14 protein-coding genes and 1 pseudogene are annotated in these 18,690 nt (G+C 63.8%); 5 read left to right on the top strand and 10 right to left on the bottom strand.

Annotation, left to right across the window (positions count from 1 at the left end):
- Nucleotides 1–1,580: 1,580 nt before the first annotated feature.
- Together ACQKLX_RS04125 and ACQKLX_RS04120 are read right to left on the bottom strand one after the other, a co-directional pair.
- Nucleotides 1,581–2,174: a hypothetical protein gene (locus ACQKLX_RS04125; RefSeq protein WP_427359741.1), complete on the bottom strand. Its 594-nt coding sequence runs from the start codon at nucleotides 2,172–2,174 to the stop codon at nucleotides 1,581–1,583.
- Nucleotides 2,175–2,204: 30 nt separating this feature from the next.
- Entirely contained in the window at nucleotides 2,205–3,170 is a 966-nt protein-coding gene (locus tag ACQKLX_RS04120; protein ID WP_427359739.1) for a hypothetical protein, read from the bottom strand.
- 110 nt (nucleotides 3,171–3,280) lie between these two features.
- Here ACQKLX_RS04120 and ACQKLX_RS04115 point away from each other — a divergent pair, with 110 nt between their 5' ends.
- Nucleotides 3,281–3,514 carry a helix-turn-helix domain-containing protein gene (locus ACQKLX_RS04115; RefSeq protein ID WP_427359737.1) on the top strand — a complete coding sequence of 78 codons (234 nt, stop codon included), beginning with the start codon at nucleotides 3,281–3,283 and terminating at the stop codon, nucleotides 3,512–3,514.
- Between the two features lie 121 nt (nucleotides 3,515–3,635).
- On the opposite strand, the gene ACQKLX_RS04110 is transcribed toward ACQKLX_RS04115, so the two are convergent.
- A complete protein-coding gene (locus tag ACQKLX_RS04110; protein ID WP_427359736.1) occupies nucleotides 3,636–5,312 on the bottom strand; it encodes a ShlB/FhaC/HecB family hemolysin secretion/activation protein in 1,677 nt (558 codons plus the stop codon).
- Nucleotides 5,313–5,584: 272 nt separating this feature from the next.
- Here ACQKLX_RS04110 and ACQKLX_RS04105 point away from each other — a divergent pair, with 272 nt between their 5' ends.
- Complete coding sequence (locus ACQKLX_RS04105) at nucleotides 5,585–6,958, top strand: FecR domain-containing protein (RefSeq protein ID WP_427359734.1); 1,374 nt, start codon at nucleotides 5,585–5,587, stop codon at nucleotides 6,956–6,958.
- An 80-nt stretch (nucleotides 6,959–7,038) separates the two neighbouring features.
- Nucleotides 7,039–9,753: an EAL domain-containing protein gene (locus tag ACQKLX_RS04100; RefSeq protein WP_427359732.1), complete on the top strand. Its 2,715-nt coding sequence runs from the start codon at nucleotides 7,039–7,041 to the stop codon at nucleotides 9,751–9,753.
- A gap of 282 nt (nucleotides 9,754–10,035) precedes the next feature.
- Here ACQKLX_RS04100 and ACQKLX_RS04095 read toward each other — a convergent pair.
- Together ACQKLX_RS04095 and ACQKLX_RS04090 are read right to left on the bottom strand one after the other, a co-directional pair.
- Nucleotides 10,036–11,507 (bottom strand): annotated as a pseudogene (locus tag ACQKLX_RS04095) (GMC family oxidoreductase).
- 63 nt (nucleotides 11,508–11,570) lie between these two features.
- The gene (locus tag ACQKLX_RS04090; RefSeq protein ID WP_427359731.1) at nucleotides 11,571–12,356 is read right to left on the bottom strand and encodes an alpha/beta fold hydrolase; all 786 of its coding nucleotides are present in this window, start codon (nucleotides 12,354–12,356) and stop codon (nucleotides 11,571–11,573) included.
- Between the two features lie 145 nt (nucleotides 12,357–12,501).
- Between ACQKLX_RS04090 and ACQKLX_RS04085 the strand changes: the two genes are divergently transcribed.
- Entirely contained in the window at nucleotides 12,502–12,999 is a 498-nt protein-coding gene (locus tag ACQKLX_RS04085; RefSeq protein ID WP_427359729.1) for a MarR family winged helix-turn-helix transcriptional regulator, read from the top strand.
- A 19-nt stretch (nucleotides 13,000–13,018) separates the two neighbouring features.
- Here ACQKLX_RS04085 and ACQKLX_RS04080 read toward each other — a convergent pair whose 3' ends face one another.
- The gene (locus ACQKLX_RS04080) at nucleotides 13,019–13,798 is read right to left on the bottom strand and encodes an SDR family oxidoreductase (RefSeq protein WP_427359727.1); all 780 of its coding nucleotides are present in this window, start codon (nucleotides 13,796–13,798) and stop codon (nucleotides 13,019–13,021) included.
- On the bottom strand, nucleotides 13,795–14,124 hold the full coding sequence (locus ACQKLX_RS04075; RefSeq protein WP_427359725.1) for a nuclear transport factor 2 family protein: 330 nt from the start codon (nucleotides 14,122–14,124) through the stop codon (nucleotides 13,795–13,797). Before ACQKLX_RS04075 ends, ACQKLX_RS04080 begins: the two co-directional genes overlap by 4 nt.
- Nucleotides 14,125–14,282: 158 nt before the next feature.
- On the opposite strand from ACQKLX_RS04075, the gene ACQKLX_RS04070 reads away from it, so the two are divergent.
- Complete coding sequence (locus ACQKLX_RS04070; RefSeq protein WP_427359723.1) at nucleotides 14,283–15,224, top strand: LysR family transcriptional regulator; 942 nt, start codon at nucleotides 14,283–14,285, stop codon at nucleotides 15,222–15,224.
- Between the two features lie 52 nt (nucleotides 15,225–15,276).
- Here ACQKLX_RS04070 and ACQKLX_RS04065 read toward each other — a convergent pair whose 3' ends face one another.
- Genes ACQKLX_RS04065 through ACQKLX_RS04055 form a run of 3 tightly spaced genes read right to left on the bottom strand, consistent with a single transcriptional unit; the run spans nucleotide 15,277 to nucleotide 18,652 of the window.
- Nucleotides 15,277–16,596 (bottom strand): class I SAM-dependent methyltransferase, encoded by a 1,320-nt coding sequence (locus tag ACQKLX_RS04065; protein WP_427359722.1) that lies wholly within the window; start codon nucleotides 16,594–16,596, stop codon nucleotides 15,277–15,279.
- A complete protein-coding gene (locus tag ACQKLX_RS04060) occupies nucleotides 16,512–17,315 on the bottom strand; it encodes a DUF1365 domain-containing protein (protein WP_427359720.1) in 804 nt (267 codons plus the stop codon). Before ACQKLX_RS04060 ends, ACQKLX_RS04065 begins: the two co-directional genes overlap by 85 nt.
- On the bottom strand, nucleotides 17,312–18,652 hold the full coding sequence (locus tag ACQKLX_RS04055) for an NAD(P)/FAD-dependent oxidoreductase (protein WP_427359719.1): 1,341 nt from the start codon (nucleotides 18,650–18,652) through the stop codon (nucleotides 17,312–17,314). The genes ACQKLX_RS04060 and ACQKLX_RS04055 overlap by 4 nt, the downstream gene beginning before the upstream one ends.
- Nucleotides 18,653–18,690: the final 38 nt, after the last annotated feature.

Raw genomic sequence — 18,690 nt, 5'->3', positions numbered from 1 at the left:
GCCGGTGTAATTGGAAACGCACGCTCGAGCGTCAAGAGCGTTGGCAGTTGATTGGCTGGCGCAGCACTCTTAGCCAATCCCGCACGCCAGGCGGATGCGTTAGGCTGAAAAAGTTTAACGTGGAGTGCGCGTATCGGCCGGCCCGCTGCGTGAATTTCCTGTCAGGGGCGTTCGCAACCGAACTCCGAGTTTGAGCTGCGGACTCGTCCGGGTAAACTTGGGCCGACCATTGCAACTCTCTCCACGTCCTTAGAACCAGCTCACAAAGGCCCTCAGGACCCTCAGGGCTGGCAACAAGCTACCGTGGCTACCTAGCCTTGGAAGATCCCGCCTTGCCCAGCCAGGGGCCGCCGGAAGAGCAGCAGACGCGCATCACGTACGTGCGGCAGCTCCACCAACTCGACTTCGGCCCCTTGGAGTGACGATGGCGAGGCCGCGCAGCACCAGAAAAAGGGGGTACGCTGGAAATTAAAAGTGTACCCCCATCAGCAGAAAAAGCCTTTAAGTATCAGAGTGGTCGCCAGGCGCGATCGGGGCATTCATGTTTCAAAAAGCGTACAGAGGGGGTACGGAATCGTCAGATCGCAGCCGCTCAGATTGACCGGAATGCAGAGCCGGTGAGTGGATTTTCGCAGAGGTGGCGAAATCGCCCCGTGGAGCTGCGGAGGGAGAGCTCCGTCGAAACTTTCACGCTCGGCTTTGCAGCCGGGCGAGGGGCGCCCCGAATCCTCGTCCCGATAACGTCAACGACAGCGACCGACATGAGAAATGCAGTCAAGAGGGGCAGTAGCGACGAAGGCTCAACGCTCGCTTGGACCCCTTCCTTTGCGCACAGACCTTCACGCGCAGACAGGCGACGCGGGCCTGCGCGCGAGGGACGTCCGAGGGGCAGCCCACTTCCCTCGCCACGACGGCAGCCCGCTGCCTCGCGCGCAGGCGGGCGGCGCGGGCCTGCACGCGAGGGACGTCCGGGGGGCAGCCCGCCTCCCTCGCCACGACGGCAGCCCGCTGCCTCGCGCGCAGGCGGGCGACGCGGGCCTGCGCATACAGGCGCACGAAGGCCTGTCCGACCAACACCGCGGCTGGTGTTCGGAATGCAGGCTCCAATCCGGCCGTGTTTCGATTTTCGAGGGGTCAGGGGGGTCCGGAAGGTCAGACGCTCCCGATCATATAAATCGTTGATTTCGTTCGACCGATCCAACGCGGCTATTAAAAATGGCGGAAAATTTTGATGCGAAAGGGGTCCAAAGCCGTCCTTTCGACGGCAGCGAAATGCTGGGCTGTCCGGCTCGCCGTAGCGCTGCGCATTACTTGGCAAGGCACATTTCGTCTGCATAGGACGCGCGGCCGATGCAGCACCGCTTCGGACATCAAATTAACTGGGCCATACTGACGATTCTTGCGGGATCATGGCGCGCCATTGGTGTGGGCGCACATTAGAGGCCGCCCGGCCGTCTATGGCAGTATGGAGCGGTTTTGCCGCATCCATTATAGCCTCTAAGGAATTTTCCCGACGCCCCTAAGATACAGCTGTCGCCCGTGGCCCTAGGTTGCCTCCTCGCCGGACCCTTCCATCGGCTCTACCGAATTGCAGGATTGGTGCGGATATAGTGCACGCCATTGTCCCGACACTCCGTACGCGTGTCTCCGGCGATGGTGCGGCTGACGCATTCAATGCTGGTCGGCGGTGCCGGCTGCGCTTGCGTGATCGACATGCTGCGCCGCTGCGCCATAGCGGCATCGTACTGCGCCTCCAACAGTTGTTGCGATTGCGCGCGCCGCGTCGCCTGGGCTGTCAGGTCTGCATTGACCTGCGCAAAGGCGAGCTCTGCCTCCGATTCAGTCAACTCTTTCCGATCCTGCCGCTCTGCAATCACGAGCCGCGCCCGGCGGCGTACTGATGCCAGATCGCCGCCCCAGACCTCGCCAAGCCGGGCCTCGGCCGCATTATGGCATTCCGCCCTGTCGATGTTGGTCTTGAAGACCTGCTGTCGACAAGCGGCACGCCTCGCTTCGATTTCGCCGGACACCTGCTCCGCAACCGTGACGCAGCCGCTCAATGCGAGAGCAAGAAAGGCAGCTGCCGATAGCGCGCATGCTCCTCCGGATTTGACGACCTCCGGCACGAGCTGTGTCGATTGCAGCCGGTGTTTCGAGCAGCTTGGCGCGGGCATGCTAACGGCTCCAGTCAAAAACGAGCGCCTCTAGACAGCACTGCGGAGTGGAAGGCAGTACGAGGTCGTCGGAAACTCAGCCTGACGCTTCTGCTCGAGGTCCGCTGCGATGGCCTTCCGCAGTCCACTCTTGGAGATCAGGGCGGCCACATATCCGCCGAGCATCCATGCGCCGAAAAAGCCGGTGAGATATCCCCAGTTCCGATAGCTTTGTCCCGGAGCTAAGGGGATCGTCAGATGCCAGCCAAACATGGCATCGCTGACTTGGATGAGCATCCCGAGCAGGAAAGCTCCGACAACCCAGTTCGGCGTGATTCGCGAAATGGCAGAGGCCGGGCCCACCAGGAATGCGGACTTGAGACTGAACCTGGCCCAGCGTCCGGAGAGATAGCCTGCCGCTGCCGCCCCTATTGCGAAGACACTGAACGAGAAGAGCATGAAGGTGATCACGGGACTATCAGCTTTCGAAAACAGCATGATCGTAAACCCGCCGTATACAGCCGTTCCGATGACCGCATTGCGAGCCCACCGTTGCGGCATCTGATCGAGCCAAGCCTCTGCGTGGCTCAGCCGGGTGCTCGAGGGTTGGACGACCGCTGGTGTTCGCTCCCGCTCGGTCAGATCGATACCGCCCCGGCTCGACAAGCCTCTGCGAAAGCCCGATAGCACCCACAGGACGGCGATCGTAGAAAGTCCGATAAATGTCGGTGGCCCCAAGAGAACCGCGAGAAACCACGGCACGTTGAGATACCGAACATGGGGCGGAAGATCGTCGAAGAGGCCCTTCGAGACCCATACCCGCGGAAACAGTCCGCAGTCCCGGCTCCAATAACGCGAGGGTAATTTCGGAGGATAATCTGGCTCCGCGCAGGTAAAAAAGCCGTCGCCCACTTCCCCCCTGCCGGCTTGATACTCAAGCGCCGCAAGCCCGACCACAGTCAAGGCCCATGCCGTGGCAATGACGATCAAGAGCCGCTGCCAACCGTTCAGCGCCACTAGTTCCTCCTTCAGGTCGGCTGGCCCGACCGAGCCGGCTCAGATGCCGGGCCGCATCCACACACTATAGTTGATAATCTCAAAGTGTGTAAATTGGCACGGCGTTGTGCATGGACATGCGCAAACTCGTCGGCCGGAATTTCGCGCGGCTTCGGCGTGAAAAGGGCCTCACTCAGGAGCAGGTCGAGGAACGGTCTGGCTTCAGCCAACAGTACATCAGCGATCTCGAGCGCGGGCGACGGAACCCTACAGTCATCACGCTATTCGAACTCGCTCGTGCCCTTGGGGTCAACCACGTCGAGCTAATCACCCCAGAAAACAGCAACGAACACCAACGCGAATGACCTTAGCTGGCCCTTAGCTGACATCTTGTATGTCGGCTTTCAGGCAAGCCAGCGACCGAGACCCGTCGACTGGCGAGTTTGGTATCGCGTCCCGGCTTGCTTTTGTGTGGGTTGGCGCCCGCTACCCGCAGTGCCAATCTCCCCGCTCGGGACAAGCCTTCAGAATCGTCGACAGCGAGAACAGGACGGTCGCGCCGCGGCCACCTCTGATGGGCGAGTTGTAGCTCAGCGGCGCGGCGACGGTGATGCCGGCCTCGATCGAATCGTTGAGTTGCAGGCGTACGCCGCCGCCCACCGCGGAGAGCGACTGGACGATGTCCTTCGGTGCCGCATAGCTGCGGACCGCTCCGCCTTCGACGAAGCCGAACAGCTGCACGTTCTTCAGGAAAGGCAGCCCTGGCCGATAGTCGTAGCGCAGCTCGGCCGAGCCGGCGATGCCGTTGTCGCCGGCGAGCCAGCCGCTCTGGAAGGCGCGTCCGAAGGCGCCGCCACCGAGATAGAACTGCTGCGAGATCAGCAACGCCTCGGAGCTGACCTGACCGGAGCCGGCAAGCTTCATCGACCAGCTTTCGCCAAGACCCTGATAGCGCGTCAGCGCACCTTGCAGGACATAGAAGTCGCCCGAGCCGTCGAAACGCGAGAGCAACGGATCGTAACGGCGCGAGGCATCGTCGATGCCGAGCCCCTTGCGCAGGCCGAGCGTCGCGTAGGTCGTGCCTTGCCAGTCGTCGCGGAGACGATAATCGGCCGTCAGGCTCGCGATCCGCAGGCGATCACGATAGTTGATGCCGAAGACGCTCTCCTCGACGATGTTGCTGATGCCCAGGCTGGCGGTCAGCGAGAGCGATTGCCGCTGTGTCTGCAGTGCGACGACCGTCGCCCTGGCTTCGAGATTCTCGGCATCGGACCGGACACGGCCGAGCCGACGCAGATCGCCGGGCCAGACGACGCTGCGCGAGGCCGCGACACCGACCCGCAGCCAGTCATTGCCGAGCGGCGTATCATAGGAGATGCGGCCATAGCGCAGTTCCTGTGTCGAGCCCGGGACCGACGAGAGGTTCACAGCGAGGGTGTCGCTGGGGACGATCAACGAATTCAGCGCAGCGCCGAAATAGGCTTGCCACGGACCGACGGCATTCGAAGCGGCATTGTCGAAGCCCGCGGAGACGAACACGCTCCAGCTGTGGAGGATCACGGTCAGACGGAACTGTCCGGAGCCGGTCCCGATTTCCTCCAGCGTCGTGTCCTTGACGCGTACCCCCGGCAGATCGTTGACGAGCAGGAGCTGGCGCTCGAGCGTCGCCAGCCTGGCCGGCGCCTCCTCGGCGATCGGCGCCAGCATCCGGCGCGTGCCGAAGCGGTTCGCCTCGTCGCCCTGCACCACCAGTTCTGCGACGGTGCCGGGGATGATCCTGATGGTGACGACGCCGCGCTTGATGTCCTGCGGCGGTATGAGCGCGCGCGTGAGGTTATAGCCGGCGTCGCGATGAAGCCTGCTGATCTCGCCGGCGAGGGCGACGAGACCCGCCTGAGAGATCGGCTTGCCGAGCTTGTCGCGATAGGTGGCCTCGATCTCGCTGGGGCCGAGCGGACTGTCGCCCTCGATCCTCACAGCGGCGAGCGTGAACAGCGCCCGTTCTTCACCGGCCGGTTGGTCGGGCGCGGATCTCACCGTCGGAACCGAAATCCCGTTCCGGGTCTCCTGCAGCCGCTCGACGCGCCGCTGCTCGAGCCCCTGATCGGCCGGCTGGATCGGTGGAGGGGAGCGGCCGCTCTGGGCATAGGCAGGCTCGATCAAGGCCGGCGAGCACATGAGGAGCGGTAGGACCACCGCTCGCAGACTACCCCTGGATAGCCCGCCCACTCGCCGCCATGCCATGTCGAACATGCACCCGTCTGATGGGCTTTTGCCCAGCCTTCCCCACCCAAAAACCGTAAATAGACATGGTTAATCAGAACTTAATGCCTTCTCCTGTTTCGGAGCATCGCACTAAGCCGGCATTCAGAAATGCCTGTTAGAACGCGGCATAGCCGGCTTTGCATGACCTCCAGGACGGAGACTGCCCACCTATGCTGCGAACGACCCGCATTTTCTTGGCTGCGGGCCTTCTGGCCCTTTTGCATGCGTTGGGCCCGAACGAGGCTTCTGCTCAAGACAATATCTGGCAGGTCAGCAAGGTCTCGGGCGAAGCCTGGATCGCCGGCTCCGGCGTGCAGCAGGTTGCACTCGGGCAGGCCACGACGCTCAAGCCCGGCGACACGATCCGGACTGGACGCAATGGCCGGGTCCTGCTGGTGCGTGGGGCGGAGAGCATGCTGATCTCCGCGAATTCGCAGGTCGCCGTGCCGACGACGACAGGTTCAGGTCGCTCGACCATCCTCCAGCAGGCAGGCTCGATCCTGCTCGACGTGGAGAAGCGGAACGTCCAGCATTTCGAAGTCGAGACCCCCTTTCTCGCCGCCGTCGTCAAGGGCACGCAGTTTCGTGTCACCGTGACGTCGGGCAGCGCCAAGGTCGACGTCCAGCGCGGTCAGGTCCAGGTCTCTGATTTCCGCTCCGGCCAGTTCGTGCTGGTCCAGCCCGGGCAAGCGGCCAGCGCTGCGGGAGGCGGCGCCGCAGGTCTCAGACTCTCCGGCAGCGGGCAGTTCAATCCAACCCAGCAGGGCGCGCCGCGTACCCCCTCGATCCGCCCGATCTCCGTTCCGCGCGAAGGCCTGCCTCCGCCAGCCGGCGCTAGGCGCGAGGAGCGCCGGGCCAGCAGCGGCGAAGGGCCGGGCCGCGCCGTTTCCGTCGGCGGCGGGACGGTGCGCATCGGCTCGGCCTTGGGTGAGGTCCGGGTCGACGCCAAGGAGGTGACCAAGGGTCTGGCACGCAATTCAAGCGACCAGGGCGCTGTCTCGGGACGCCGGCAAGCCACTGCCTGGTCGACTGGAGAGCTTTCGCCGACGGGCGGCTCGGCGCGCAACGCCGAGCGGAACGGCAATGCGGAAGCTGGCCAGTCGGGCGGCGCGACAGCATTGGCGAATGCCAACGGTCAGGCGAATGGGCAGGCCAACGGCCTGGGCGGCTTCGGAAATGGCGGCAGTGGCGCGACGGTTGTGACCGGCAACGGTGGCGGCAATGGCGGTAATGGCAACGCCTTGGGCAATGGCGGCGGAAACAACGGCCGTGGCAACGGCACCAGCAATGGCCACGGCAACGCTGGAAACAACGGCAACGGCAATGGCAATGCCGGCAGCAACGGCAATGGAGACGGTAACGCCGGTGGCAACGGCAACGGCAATGCTGGTGGAAACGGGAACGGCAACGGCAATGCCGGTGGAAACGGAAATGGAAACGGCAATGCCGGCGGTAACGGGAGCGGTAACGGCAATGGTGGCTTGAATCTCGGTCTGAACCTCGGTGGCTTGAACCTCGGGGTGAGCCTCGGCAGGCGGCGCTGATTCTCTTGACGGAATCGTCAGCTTTTCCGCTCTAGGGTCGGGTTGGTTGACCTCGATGCCCGGCAGGGTGGCGGACGGACGTGACGCTGTATCGGCCACACCTCGTTGCATTCGGCCTGTTCGCGCTGGCCTGGCTCGTCGGTCTGCCTGCGGCGCTGGCGGATCTGATCGGCGACAAGCGCTTTCTCTGGCCTCAGCACCCGGCCAGCGAAACCATTGCGCTGGTCGAGATCGACGCTCCGTCGCTGGCGCGGATAGGTGTCTGGCCTTGGCCGCGGCGCCATCATGCCAAGCTGATCGAGCAGCTCGAAGCGGCCGGTGTGACCGATATCCTCTTCGACGTCGATTTCAGCGCCCGCTCCAATCCGGCCGATGATGTGGCCTTCGGGGAGGCGCTGGCCAAGGCCGGCGGCTCGGTCGTGCTGGCGGCCTTCCAGCAGAGGGCCGGCGATCTCAATCGCGGCGTGACATTGCATGTCAACCGGCCCTTGCCGGAGTTCGCCGCTCACAGCTGGTCTGCCGTAGTCAATGTACTGCCGGAGACGGACGGGCTGGTGCGCCGCTATAGCCTCGGCGCACGCATCGGTGAATTCGTGCCGTCGTTCGGCGCGCTGCTGGTCGGCCGCCATGATGAGCAGAGCCCGCCGTTCCGCATCGATTTCAGCATCAGAACCGATACCGTTCCGACCGTATCCTATAGCGCGGTGCTCGACGGCGAGCCGCAGGCGCTGGCGCGGCTCAAGGGACGCAAGGTCATCGTGGCCGGAACCGCTGTCGAGCTGGGCGATCGTTTCAATGTCCCCAATGGGCGCGTCATTCCGGGCTCCATGCTGCAGCTGCTTGCGGCTGAATCGCTGCTGCAGGGCCGCGACCTGCAGATTACCGGCCTGCCGCTGTCGATCGCGGGAACGCTCGCCATTATCGCGGCGATGGTTCTGCTCTGGCTGCGGAGCAGCGCAAGGAGGCGCGTCGCCATCGTGCTGTGGACGGCGGCGGCGCTTGAGATCGGCGCGCTCCTCATTCAGGCGAGATGGCCGGTCATCGTCGATACGAGCAGCTGGCACCTGCTGCTCGGCGCCTATCTGATCGCCATCGCGCTCCATGAAATTGACCTGCGTGGATTGCTGCGCGGCATCGCCGAGCGGCGCTTCCAGCGCATCGCGATGTCGTTGGGCGATGGGCTCGTCTGCCTCGACGATCAGGGGCGCATCGTCTTCTGGAATCCGGGCGCGGCCAGGATTTTCGGCTATTCGGAAGAGGAGGCGCTCGACAGGTCTTTCGCCGCCTGCCTCGCCGACTCCCAGGACTTCGCTTCGGTACAGTTCATTCGCCTGCGCGATGCGGCGGCGACGCAGTCTGTCGAGGACCATGTTCTCGACCTGGTCGGTCTCAGGCGTACTGGCGAGCGTTTTGCCCTGGAAGCGAGCGTTTCCAGCTGGCAGGGGACTGATGGCAGGCAGTTCGGCCTCGTCCTGCGCGACATCACCGTCAAGCAGCGGGAGCGCGAGCGGATTCGCTATCTGGCCGAGCACGACGACCTGACCGGGCTGCTCAATCGGCATACGCTCGGAGAACGTCTCGTCGCGGAGTTCGAGAAGGGTGGAGCACCCGTATCGGCCGTGGTCATGATCGGCATCGACCGCTTCCATCACTTCAGTGACATCCATGGCCGGGAATTCGGTGATCAGCTGCTTGTCGCGTTCGCCGAGCGGCTACGCGCGCTGATGCCGCCCGAGGCCGAAGCCGCTCGCTTCGCCGATGACGAATTTGCCCTGCTCGTGCCGCAGGAGCGCGCCGCGGCCATGGTGGATAGCGTTGCGCATGATTTTGGATCAGCAGCGCTTGTCTTCGGCGAATGGCGCCAGCGGGTGACGGTGCGCATCGGCTATGCTGTTCCCGAGCCGGGCTGGAGCGCCGATCACCTGATCGGAAATGCCCATCTGGCGCTGGAGGCAGCCATCCTGACGCGCGAAGAGCAGCCGATCGGCTTTGCGATTGCCATGCGCGACAGGGTCGCATCGCAACTGGCCCTCGAAGCCGAGCTCCGCATAGCCCTCGAGAAGAATCAATTCGAGCTGTTCTATCAGCCGCAGGTGCTTCTGTCGGACCGGAGCGTGATCGGAGCGGAAGCCCTGATCCGCTGGCGCCATCCCGTGCGCGGCCTGGTGCCGCCGGGGCAGTTCATCCCGCTGCTGAACAATTCCCCGTTGTCTGACGCGGTCGCGAACTGGGTTCTGGCCACGGCTTGCCGGCAGTCCCGGCGCTGGCAGATGGCAGGCACGCCAATCCGGGTCGGCGTCAACCTCTCGCCCTCGCAGTTGCAGGACAGCGATCTGCAGGACACCGTCGCCGCGCTGCTCGACCAAACCGGCCTCGCCCCCGACCTGCTCGAACTGGAAGTCACCGAAGATATCCTGATTGAGGACGCTGGGAAGGCGCAGAAGACGTTCCGCGAGATCCGCGCGCGCGGCGTCAAGATCGCCTTCGACGATTTCGGCACCGGATATGGCAGCCTGAGTTATCTCAAGGCGTTCCCGCTCGACACGCTGAAGATCGACCAGACCTTTGTACGCCAGCTGCTGAATGACAGCGGCGATGCCGCCATCGTCCGTGCCACCATCGACCTTGGCCTCTCACTTGGCCTGTCGATCATTGCGGAGGGGATCGAGGACGTCGAAACCGCCGATCGCCTCAAGGACATGGGCTGCGAGGAAGGGCAGGGCTATCACTTCGGACGGCCACTGCCTGCGGCTGAATTCGAGCAGCTGTTCCTGGCAGGCCGGCGGGTCGCGTGATTTGAACAGCCGCCCGTCCGGGCGCTGGTTGCGAGCACGCCATTCTTCCGCGCGCTGCAACGCAGAACGTTTTCGGAAGCTGCGTCTGTGTTGGCCGAAAGCTAACTCTTGGTCCACCAGCGTTAGAATGTCCGGTTCCGGGCAGTACGCCAACGACAACTGTTGGCGCAGCGCAACCGCTCCATACAACGGAACTGCCTGGAGATGTGCCTTCCAAGCGCCATTCAGTGATTGCTGAAGCGCGGCCATCGCACTCCAGCATGTATGGTTAGAAGGTCAAGCTTACAGCCCGTACTCTTGTCTCAGGATGTCGGCAGCTCGCTCCCCAACGATGGCGCAAGGAGCCTGGGTGTTGCCGGTCGTGACACGCGGCAACACCGACCCATCGGCGATCCGTAGGCCGACGATCCCATGCACCGTGAGCTTGGCATCGACCACCGACATGTCGTCCGAGCCCATCTTCGCGGTGCCGCACTGATGCCAGTAGGTCACCGCAGCATCGCGAATGAAGGCATCGTCGACCTGACAACCAGTTCCAGGGATACGTTCGGCGCTGACGAATGGCTTAAATGCGTCGCTGCTGCCGATCTCGCGGCAAAGCTTTACACAAGCCCGAGCAGCTTCCAGATCGCGCGGATCCGACAGCATGTTGGCGTTGACGACAGGCATCTCGCTCGGATCGGCAGACTTGAGGCGTATCCGACCACGACTATGGGGCTGGGCAAGCCCTACGAACATCGTCCAGCCATGGTTAGGCACCCCTAGAAGAGCTGTCCGCTCACTCGGGACCGGAAACTCCACCTGGCAGAAGAGCAAATCCGGCGCGGTAAGGTCGGGCCGGCTCTTCCAGTAGAGGGTTGCCTCGCTGCCGCTGTTGCGGGGCGCAAGCGGCTCACGATATTCCCATGTGCAGCCGAACGAGACATGATCTTGATCGCCGAGATTGATCCGGCTCGTTCGATCTCCACACCGATAGCGCGATGCCCGTCGAACAGTATCCGCCGGACGACGGTCTCGGTCAGGATCGTCAGGTTCGGACGATCTGCTATCGGCCGGATATAGGCACGGTAGAGGGAGTGTCGTCGTCCCTCGCAAACCAGTGTGTCGGCATAGGCAACCCCACCGACGCCCTCCATCATCTCACCATTGGGATGATCGAAGCGGGGGATGCCAAGACCCTCCGCTGCATCCAGCAGGGCACCTGCGATCGGGCTTGGGTCATTAGCGGGCTGGACCCAGACCGGGCCAGTCGTGCCGCGGTATTTGGCATCCGGCCGACCCTGCCAGTTCTCGATCCGGCGGTAGATGTCGAGAACCGACGCGTAACTCCAAGCGGGATCGCCCGTCTCTGCCGCGAAGTGGTCCCAGTCGCTGCGGTGGCCGCGTGCCCAGACCATGACGTTCACGCTGGAGCCGCCGCCGAGGCCCTTGCCCATCGACATCGACAGAGCCCGTCCGCCGAGATGCGGGTTCGGCTCGGCCTGGAAGCCCCAGTCGCGATCCGTGCCGAGATTGGTGGGCCACAGAGCGGGCTTCAGCACGGACTCCGCTTCGTCGTTCAGCCCGGCCTCGATCAGCAGGACGCTACAGGCAGGGTTCTCGGCAAGGCGGCGCGCAATAACCGATCCCGACGAACCGGCACCGCAGACGATGAAGTCGTAGGTGGTCTTGAGGTTGGCTTTGCGCTCCGCCTGGTTTTCGCGCGCCGGGCGTTCGAAGCCCCCGGCATCGCCGAGGGCACAGTTGTTAGTCATCGGTTACTCTTTCGATTTCGGCGCTAGGCCGTTTGGGGAGCCACGCTGTAGGCGTTGGGCCGACTACTTCGCTGCAGAAGCGGTTTGTCGAGCGGCCTGGTCGATCACATCGGCGACGACGTTGGGCTGGGTCATGAAGAGGGCATGACTGGCCGAGACCTTGGTGACCTTGGCGCCGATGCGCTTGGCCATGTGATCGAGCATCCCCTGATCGAAGGCCTTGTCCTCGCTGGCGATCACGGCCCAGCTCGGCTTGGTGCGCCAGGCGGCGTTCTTGAGCTTGGTGCCGAAGGCCGACAAGTTGATCGGCACCTGCGAGTCTCGCATGAAGGCGACATCTGCATCGGAGACATCGTGCGCGAAGCCGGCCTTGAACTTGGCGCGGTCGACGAAGGCGAATCCGTCCTGCGCCTTGTCGAGGACGAACTCGGTCGCCGGGGCAAAGCCCTCATATTGCTGGGCCGTCGTCTCGCCGGCATCCGGAGACAAAGCCGAGACGTAGACAAGACCGGTGACCTTGGGATCGATGCCCGCTTCGGTGATGACGGTGCCGCCCCAGGAATGGCCGACGAGGATCGTGGGGCCGTCCTGCCTGTCGAGCGCTCGCTTGGTGGCGGCGACGTCGTCTTCGAGCGAGGTCAGCGGGTTCTGGACGATCGTCACGCGGTAGCCGCGAGCCGTCAGCAGGTCATAGACGCCGCGCCATCCCGATCCGTCGGCAAAAGCGCCGTGAACCAGAACGACATTCTTGGCAGGCTGCGCCGTGCTCGCAGTCTGGGCGAGAGCGGCCTGCGACATGGTACCGATGGCGGCTGCGGCGAGAAGGGTGTTGCGGATGGACTTGTTCATGACAGTGCTCCTTCGTTTGAATATCGCGCTAACTGTTATTGCGATAACAGATGTGTCGGTTACCGCCATCCTTGTCAATCTGACATTTGTCGCGATATATGTTTTCGAGATCACGGTTCCGTGAACCGCAATGAAAGTCCTGCCGATGACCGACCCCACCACCGCTCCGCCAGTGCCGCTGGAGGACCAGCTCTGCTTCTCGATCTATTCTGCCGAGATCGCGATCCAGCGCGCCTACAAGCCCTTGCTGGACGGGCTCGGGCTGACCTACCCGCAGTACCTCGTGCTCAACGTGCTCTGGCGTGAGGACGCCCAGACCGTCGGCGGAATCGCTCAGCAGCTGGCCTTGGAATCCAGCACGCTGACGCCATTACTGAAGAGAATGGAAGGGGCCGGGCTGGTGCGCCGCACCCGCAATCCCGAGAACGAGCGCCAGGTCATCATCGCGCTCACACCTGAAGGTGACGCTCTTCGCTTTCGTGCCGGCTGCCTGAATGCAAATCTGCTCGAAGCGTCCGGCCAGACGGTTGGGCAGCTTGGGAAGCTCAACCAGCTGATCCGGCAACTGCGCGACGCAATCTACGCCCATACCGGTGCCCTCGGCGTAGGAGAGCCGGGAATGGACCCCGACCCCAAGGGCTGATGGCGAGAGCCGAGGCCGCCTAGACCGTCGGCACGGTCCCACCATCGATGACGTATTCGGTCCCGGTGATGCTTCCCGCTCGGTCAGAGACAACGAAAGCGACCAGACTTGCGACTTCTTCGGCGCTGGCCGGGCGGCCGATCGGGATTCCGCCGAGAGAATCCATGATCATCTTCGTGCTCGTCTCGACGCTGACGCCCTGTTGCTCGGCAAGGCGCTCCGCGAAGTGAACAGACCCCTCAGTAGCAATCCAGCCCGGCGAGACACGGACGACCCGCACGCCTTTTGGGGAGACCAGCTTCGAAAGGCTCTTGCTGTAGGAAGAGAGTGCGGCCTTCGCCGCCGCATAACCGATCGTCGCTTCCGGCAGCGGCATGACGCGCTGGATGGAGGTGACGTGGACGACGACACCGCTGCCTTGTGCGGTCATCGCCGGGACCAGCTCGCGATCGAGGCGAATGGCCGGCATCAGGTTCAGATCGAGCTCCTTGCGCCACTCTTCGTCCGTCAGGACCTCGTATCCTCCTGCCGGGGCGGATGAGCCGCCCAGCATGTGCACGATGATGTGGACGCCGCCCATGCGCTCCCGAACGGCCTGCGCGAGCTGCGCACAGCCCTCGGGCGTCGTGAGATCGACGCCGACGAACATTTCGGCCGGCAGGTCTTGGGGCCTCGACCTGGCGCTGGTGAGAACCTGGGCGCCGAGCTCGCGGAAAAGCTTGACGGTTGCGGCGCCTGCGCCACGAGTTCCGGACGTCACAAGCGCCCGTTTGCCTTCGAGGCTGATGAACGGGTTCACAGGGTGATCTCCAGTTCGCCGATCTTGTCGCCTTCCAGGCGGAAGAAATAACGCAGATCGATCGGGCTACCCGGGAAGTTGCCCTCGACTTTGCAAGTCACGACGGTGCGCCCGCGGTCATGGGCCATCGCGATCGGCGTCGACGTCGCGGTGAATTTCTTAGAGTAATCCACTTTCCAGCGACGGATCTCATCGCGACCAGTGTGGACGCGGTTTTCGTCCCGGACAGTAGCGTTGTCCGAAAAGCATTCGGCCATCACTTGCGGATTGGGGTCGAGGTCTGCGGTGAAGTACCGCGCGATCGGTGAGGGCAATTCGAGGGACATTGTTACCATCCTAATCTGTTGATATCGCAAGATCTAGCTACTGGCTGATATGTTGAGTTCTTGTCTCTGCGGTTACTTCCGCGGACATCAACTTAGCGATGGACAATCGGATTGATAATCGGGATAAAATGGGATGAAACGTTGCGAAATCCGGGACAATGATCGGCCATAACCTCATCGAACTCGACGCCGTGATGGCGGTCGCGCGGCGCAAGTCGTTCCGGGCGGCGGCGATGGAACTGCAGATTTCTACGACGGCTCTGAGCAATCTCATCGCGAAGTTTGAAAAGCAGCTCGGCGTGCGCCTGTTCAGTCGGACGACCCGAAGTGTTTCACTGACTGACGCCGGGCGGAACTTCGTCGAACAGATCGGTCCTGCTCTCGTTGAAATTCACAGCGCTATGGACAGCGCGATGTCCCAACAAGAGGTGCCGTCCGGGACGATCAGGATCAACGCGTTCCCGACCGCAGCCCGGGAAATCCTCGAGCCGCTCGTATTGGAGTATCTGCGCCGATACCCGCAGGTGCACATTGACCTCGTGACCGAAGGGCGCCTGCTCGACGTCGTGGCCGATGGCTTCGATCTTGGCGTCAGGAGCGCGGATTTCGTGCCCAGCGATATGATCGCCGTTCCGATCGGCCAAGCCCGATCCTACGTCGTCGTGGCGTCGCCGACCTATCTTGTGCAACACGGCAAGCCGCGCGTGCCGCTCGATCTTCTCCGTCACACCTGCATCCGCATCCGACTGCCTAATGGCGGCATCTACAAATGGCATTTTGAAAAAGACGGCCAGCCGGTCCAGATCGACGTCAAAGGACCTATCACCCTCGACGAAGCCAGCCTGTCGCGGACCGCTGTGCTACGTGGCGTCGGCCTGGGCCTGTTCATGGAATCGGACGTGCGAGAAGACCTCGCCGCCGGCCGCCTGGTTCGCGTTCTTGAAGACTGGATGAAGCCCGTGGCGCCGCTATGCCTTTACTACCCTGGTCGGAAAAACCCGTCCGCCGCGTTCAAGGAATTTATCAATTTCGCACGCGAGTTTACCGCGGCCTCAAGAGCCGATCCGGGATCACGCCCCGTTCAAACCGCATCACGATGAAGGTCCGGTTTTCGGCCGTTGCCCAACGTCAGCAGTTGGCGCTTTCAGGCAGCTATCGGCGTCCGCCTATGGCAATCAGGTTGACGTCAATCGTCCCCGCCCTGAAACCGGCCTCGCAATAGCAAAGATAGAATTCCCAGAGCTTTCGGAATTCCTCGTCGAAGCCTTGCGCAGCGATCTGCGGCCAGCGTTCCAGGAAACGTCGACGCCATTCCCTAAGCGTCGCCGCATAGCTTTCACCAAATGAAAAGCGTTCGATTGTGGCTAGACCGGCGGAAGCCGCAGCGTCTTCCAGTGCGAGAACCGAGGGCAGGCAACCGCCCGGGAAGATGAAGCGCTGGATGAAATCCATGCCCCGCTGATACGGCTCGAACAGAACGTGGTCGATGGTGATCGCTTGCAGGACTGCATGGCCCCCGGGAGCCAGCGAGCGGCGCAATGTGGCGAAGTAGGTCGGCCAATAGTCGCGCCCGACGGCCTCGATCATCTCGATCGAGACGATGCGATCGAAGTGGCCCGTCAGGTCCCGGTAGTCCTGCAGGCGAAGCTCGACGCGATCGGCGAGGCCGGCCTCGGTGACCCGTCGCTGCGCATAGGCGAGCTGCGACGGCGAGAGCGTGATCGCCGTGACGCGGCAGCCCTCGCGCGCCAGACGCTCGGCGAGGGCACCCCAGCCGCAACCGATCTCGAGGACATGCTCGCCTCCTGCGAGCGCAAGCATCTCGACGATCCTGTCGAGCTTGCGGTCCTGCGCAGCCTCGAGCATGTCTGTCGGCGCTTCGTAGAGCGCGGACGAATAGGTCATGCTTTTGTCGAGCCACTGCCGGTAAAAGTCGTTCCCGAGGTCGTAATGGGCGGTGATGTTGCGACGGCTGCCAGCCCGGCTGTTAGCGTTGCGCCAGTGCCGTAGGCGATTGAGCAAGCGCGCCGGCCAGGTGCCGGAGACCAGCTGTCGGAGCGTGGCGTCGTTACGGGCCCCGAGCTCGATCAGCGCGGTCAGGTCCGGCGTCGAGAAATCCCCATCGCGATAGGCTTCGGCGAGCCCGATATCGCCATCGAGCATGAGACGACGCATGGCCCGCCAGGTCTTCAATACGATCGCGGCCTGCGGGCCCGGCGCGGCCGGCCCACTCCAGAGTCGTTCCCCCTCGGGCGTGACGATGCTCAGCCGGCCGACGGCGATGCGTGACAGCAGCCGGCGCAGGAACCAGCGCGAGAGACCGATTCCGCCCGGCAGCGAGAGCGAGCGCTCGGCCATTGGCGCCTGGCTTTCGGTTTCGGGCAGTCTCATGGCTGCATCGGTCCTTTCGCGTCGTGCGCGGTGGCTCGCCCCGTGCTGAATGGACGTTCCGGCGGAGCCGGGTGCGCCCACCATGGAATGCGCTTCGCCAGGAGGCGCAGCGCGTTCCAGTGGATGGCGGCGGTGACCTTCATGGTCAGCAGGGGATGGGTTGCGAGCAGGCGCAGGAGCGTGGCGTCGTCGAGCGCGCGACGCTGGCCACCCAGCGAGGTCGTGATCAGCCTTCCGGCGTCGTCATGACCATCGATGGCCACGGAGACGCGCTCCCCCGGCGGATCGACCTCGAAGGCATAGCGCATGGCGAGGCCCATGAACGGCGAGACATGGAAGCGCTTCTGCGCCTCCTGCCGCACAGGATGAGCCTGTCCCCCAGCTGGCGCGACATAGCTATGAATCTCGCCAAAGGTGTTGTGCACCTCATAGATGGTCGCCCGCAGCGCACCGTCGCGGCCGTAGCAGAAATAGGTGCTGAGCGGGTTGAAGGCATAGCCGAGGATGCGCGGCATGGTCAGCAGCCGAACCCTGCCGCCGTCCCAGTCGATACCCGCCGCCGCCAGCGCCTCCGCCACCTGCTCCTTCAGCGGCCGGCCACTGCGATCGCCGTAATCGGCATCGCGAAAGGCATAGAGGTTGAAGCGGTTGCGCGAGAACAGGCGCAACTGCCCGGCGACGGCGTCGATCTCGTCGAGGTCGAGCAGCATCCAGAAGACGCGATAGGACAGCGCATGCGGCTTGGGGCGGAAGCGATGGTGCCGCACGCAGCCGACATAAAGGGCGGAATGCCTGGTCATGCCGCCAGCTCACGCGGCGCAGTGCGCGGAATGCGGCCGGATTCATCGCGGACCTGCCAGGGCCGCCGCACGCCACCGAGCGCTTCGGCCACGGCCAGCCCGGCCTGCAAACCGTCCTCGTGGAAGCCCGCGCCAAAATAGGCGCCGCAGAACCAGCTGCGCCGCGCACCTTGCAGAGCCCATAGCCGCTCTTGAGCTGTGAGCGCGGCCCGATCGAAGATCGGATGCTCGTAGACCTCTTCGTGCAGGATGGCGCCCTGGCGCAGCGTGGCTGGCGGGTTCAGGGTGACGAAGAACGGCCGGGCACCCGGCAGGTCTTGCAGGCGGTTCATCCAATAGGTGACGGCGCAGGTGGCATCCGGCTTGCCGCGCTCGCCGATATGGTTCCAGCTCGCCCAGGCGCGGCGGCGCTTCGGCATCAGAGCCTCGTCGCCATGCAGCACGGCACGATTGTGGCTGTAGCGAAAGGCGCCAAGCGCGGACGCTTCGAGCGGATCGGGATCGGCGAGCATGGCCAGCGTCTGGTCGGCGTGTGTTGCGAACACGACCTCGTCGAAGCGCTCACTCCAGCCTTCGCCAAAGACGAGCACCTCGTTCGGCGCGCGCCTGACCTGACGCACTGGCGAGCCGAGCTGAACGCTCCCGCCGAACTGCTCGCGCAGCCGCGCGACATAGCGGGCGCTGCCGCCACTGATGGTGCGCCAGACGGGTCGGTCAGTGAGCTGCAACAGGCCGTGATTGTGGTGGAAGCGCAGGAAAGCTTCGGCGGGATAGCCCAGGATCTCCGAGCAGGGCGCCGACCAGATCGCCGCCGCCATCGGCAGCAGATGATCGTCGCGGAAGGCCTCGCCATAGCCGCCGGCCGCAAGATAGTCGCCGAGCGTCATATCGGCCGCGTTTCCCACCTGCGCATCGCGGGTCGCGTTGCGATAGAAGCGGACGAGGCCCTGGAGCATGGCCCAGAAGCGCGGGCTGGCCAGATTGCGCCGCTGCGCAAACAGCCCTGCGAGGCTGGTACCGCTGTATTCGAGGCGCCCGCTATCCAGCGAAGCGGCGAAAGACATCTCGGTCGGCTGCGTCGCGACACCCATGTGCGCGAGCAGCGCGACGAAGTTCGGATAGGTTTTCTCGTTGTAGACGATGAAGCCCGTGTCGACCGCCGTCTCGCCGCCATCCCGGCCCGGCACCAAGACCGTGTTGGCATGCCCACCGAGACGCGGCTCGGCCTCGATCAGCACGACGTCGTGAGCCTGACCCAACAGCCAGGCTGCCGAAAGGCCAGAGATGCCGCCGCCAATGACGGCGATCTTCTTCGCATGTCCCTGAACCCGCGCCATGGCCACTCCTTACTCGTTTGAAGGCTATACGCCGGGCA

It is taken from the genome of Allobosea sp. NPDC003192, from assembly GCF_050275675.1.
Lineage (GTDB): Bacteria > Pseudomonadota > Alphaproteobacteria > Rhizobiales > Beijerinckiaceae > Allobosea.
The sequence above is the reverse complement of the archived record's forward strand: the minus strand, read 5'-3'. Positions and strand labels throughout refer to the sequence as shown.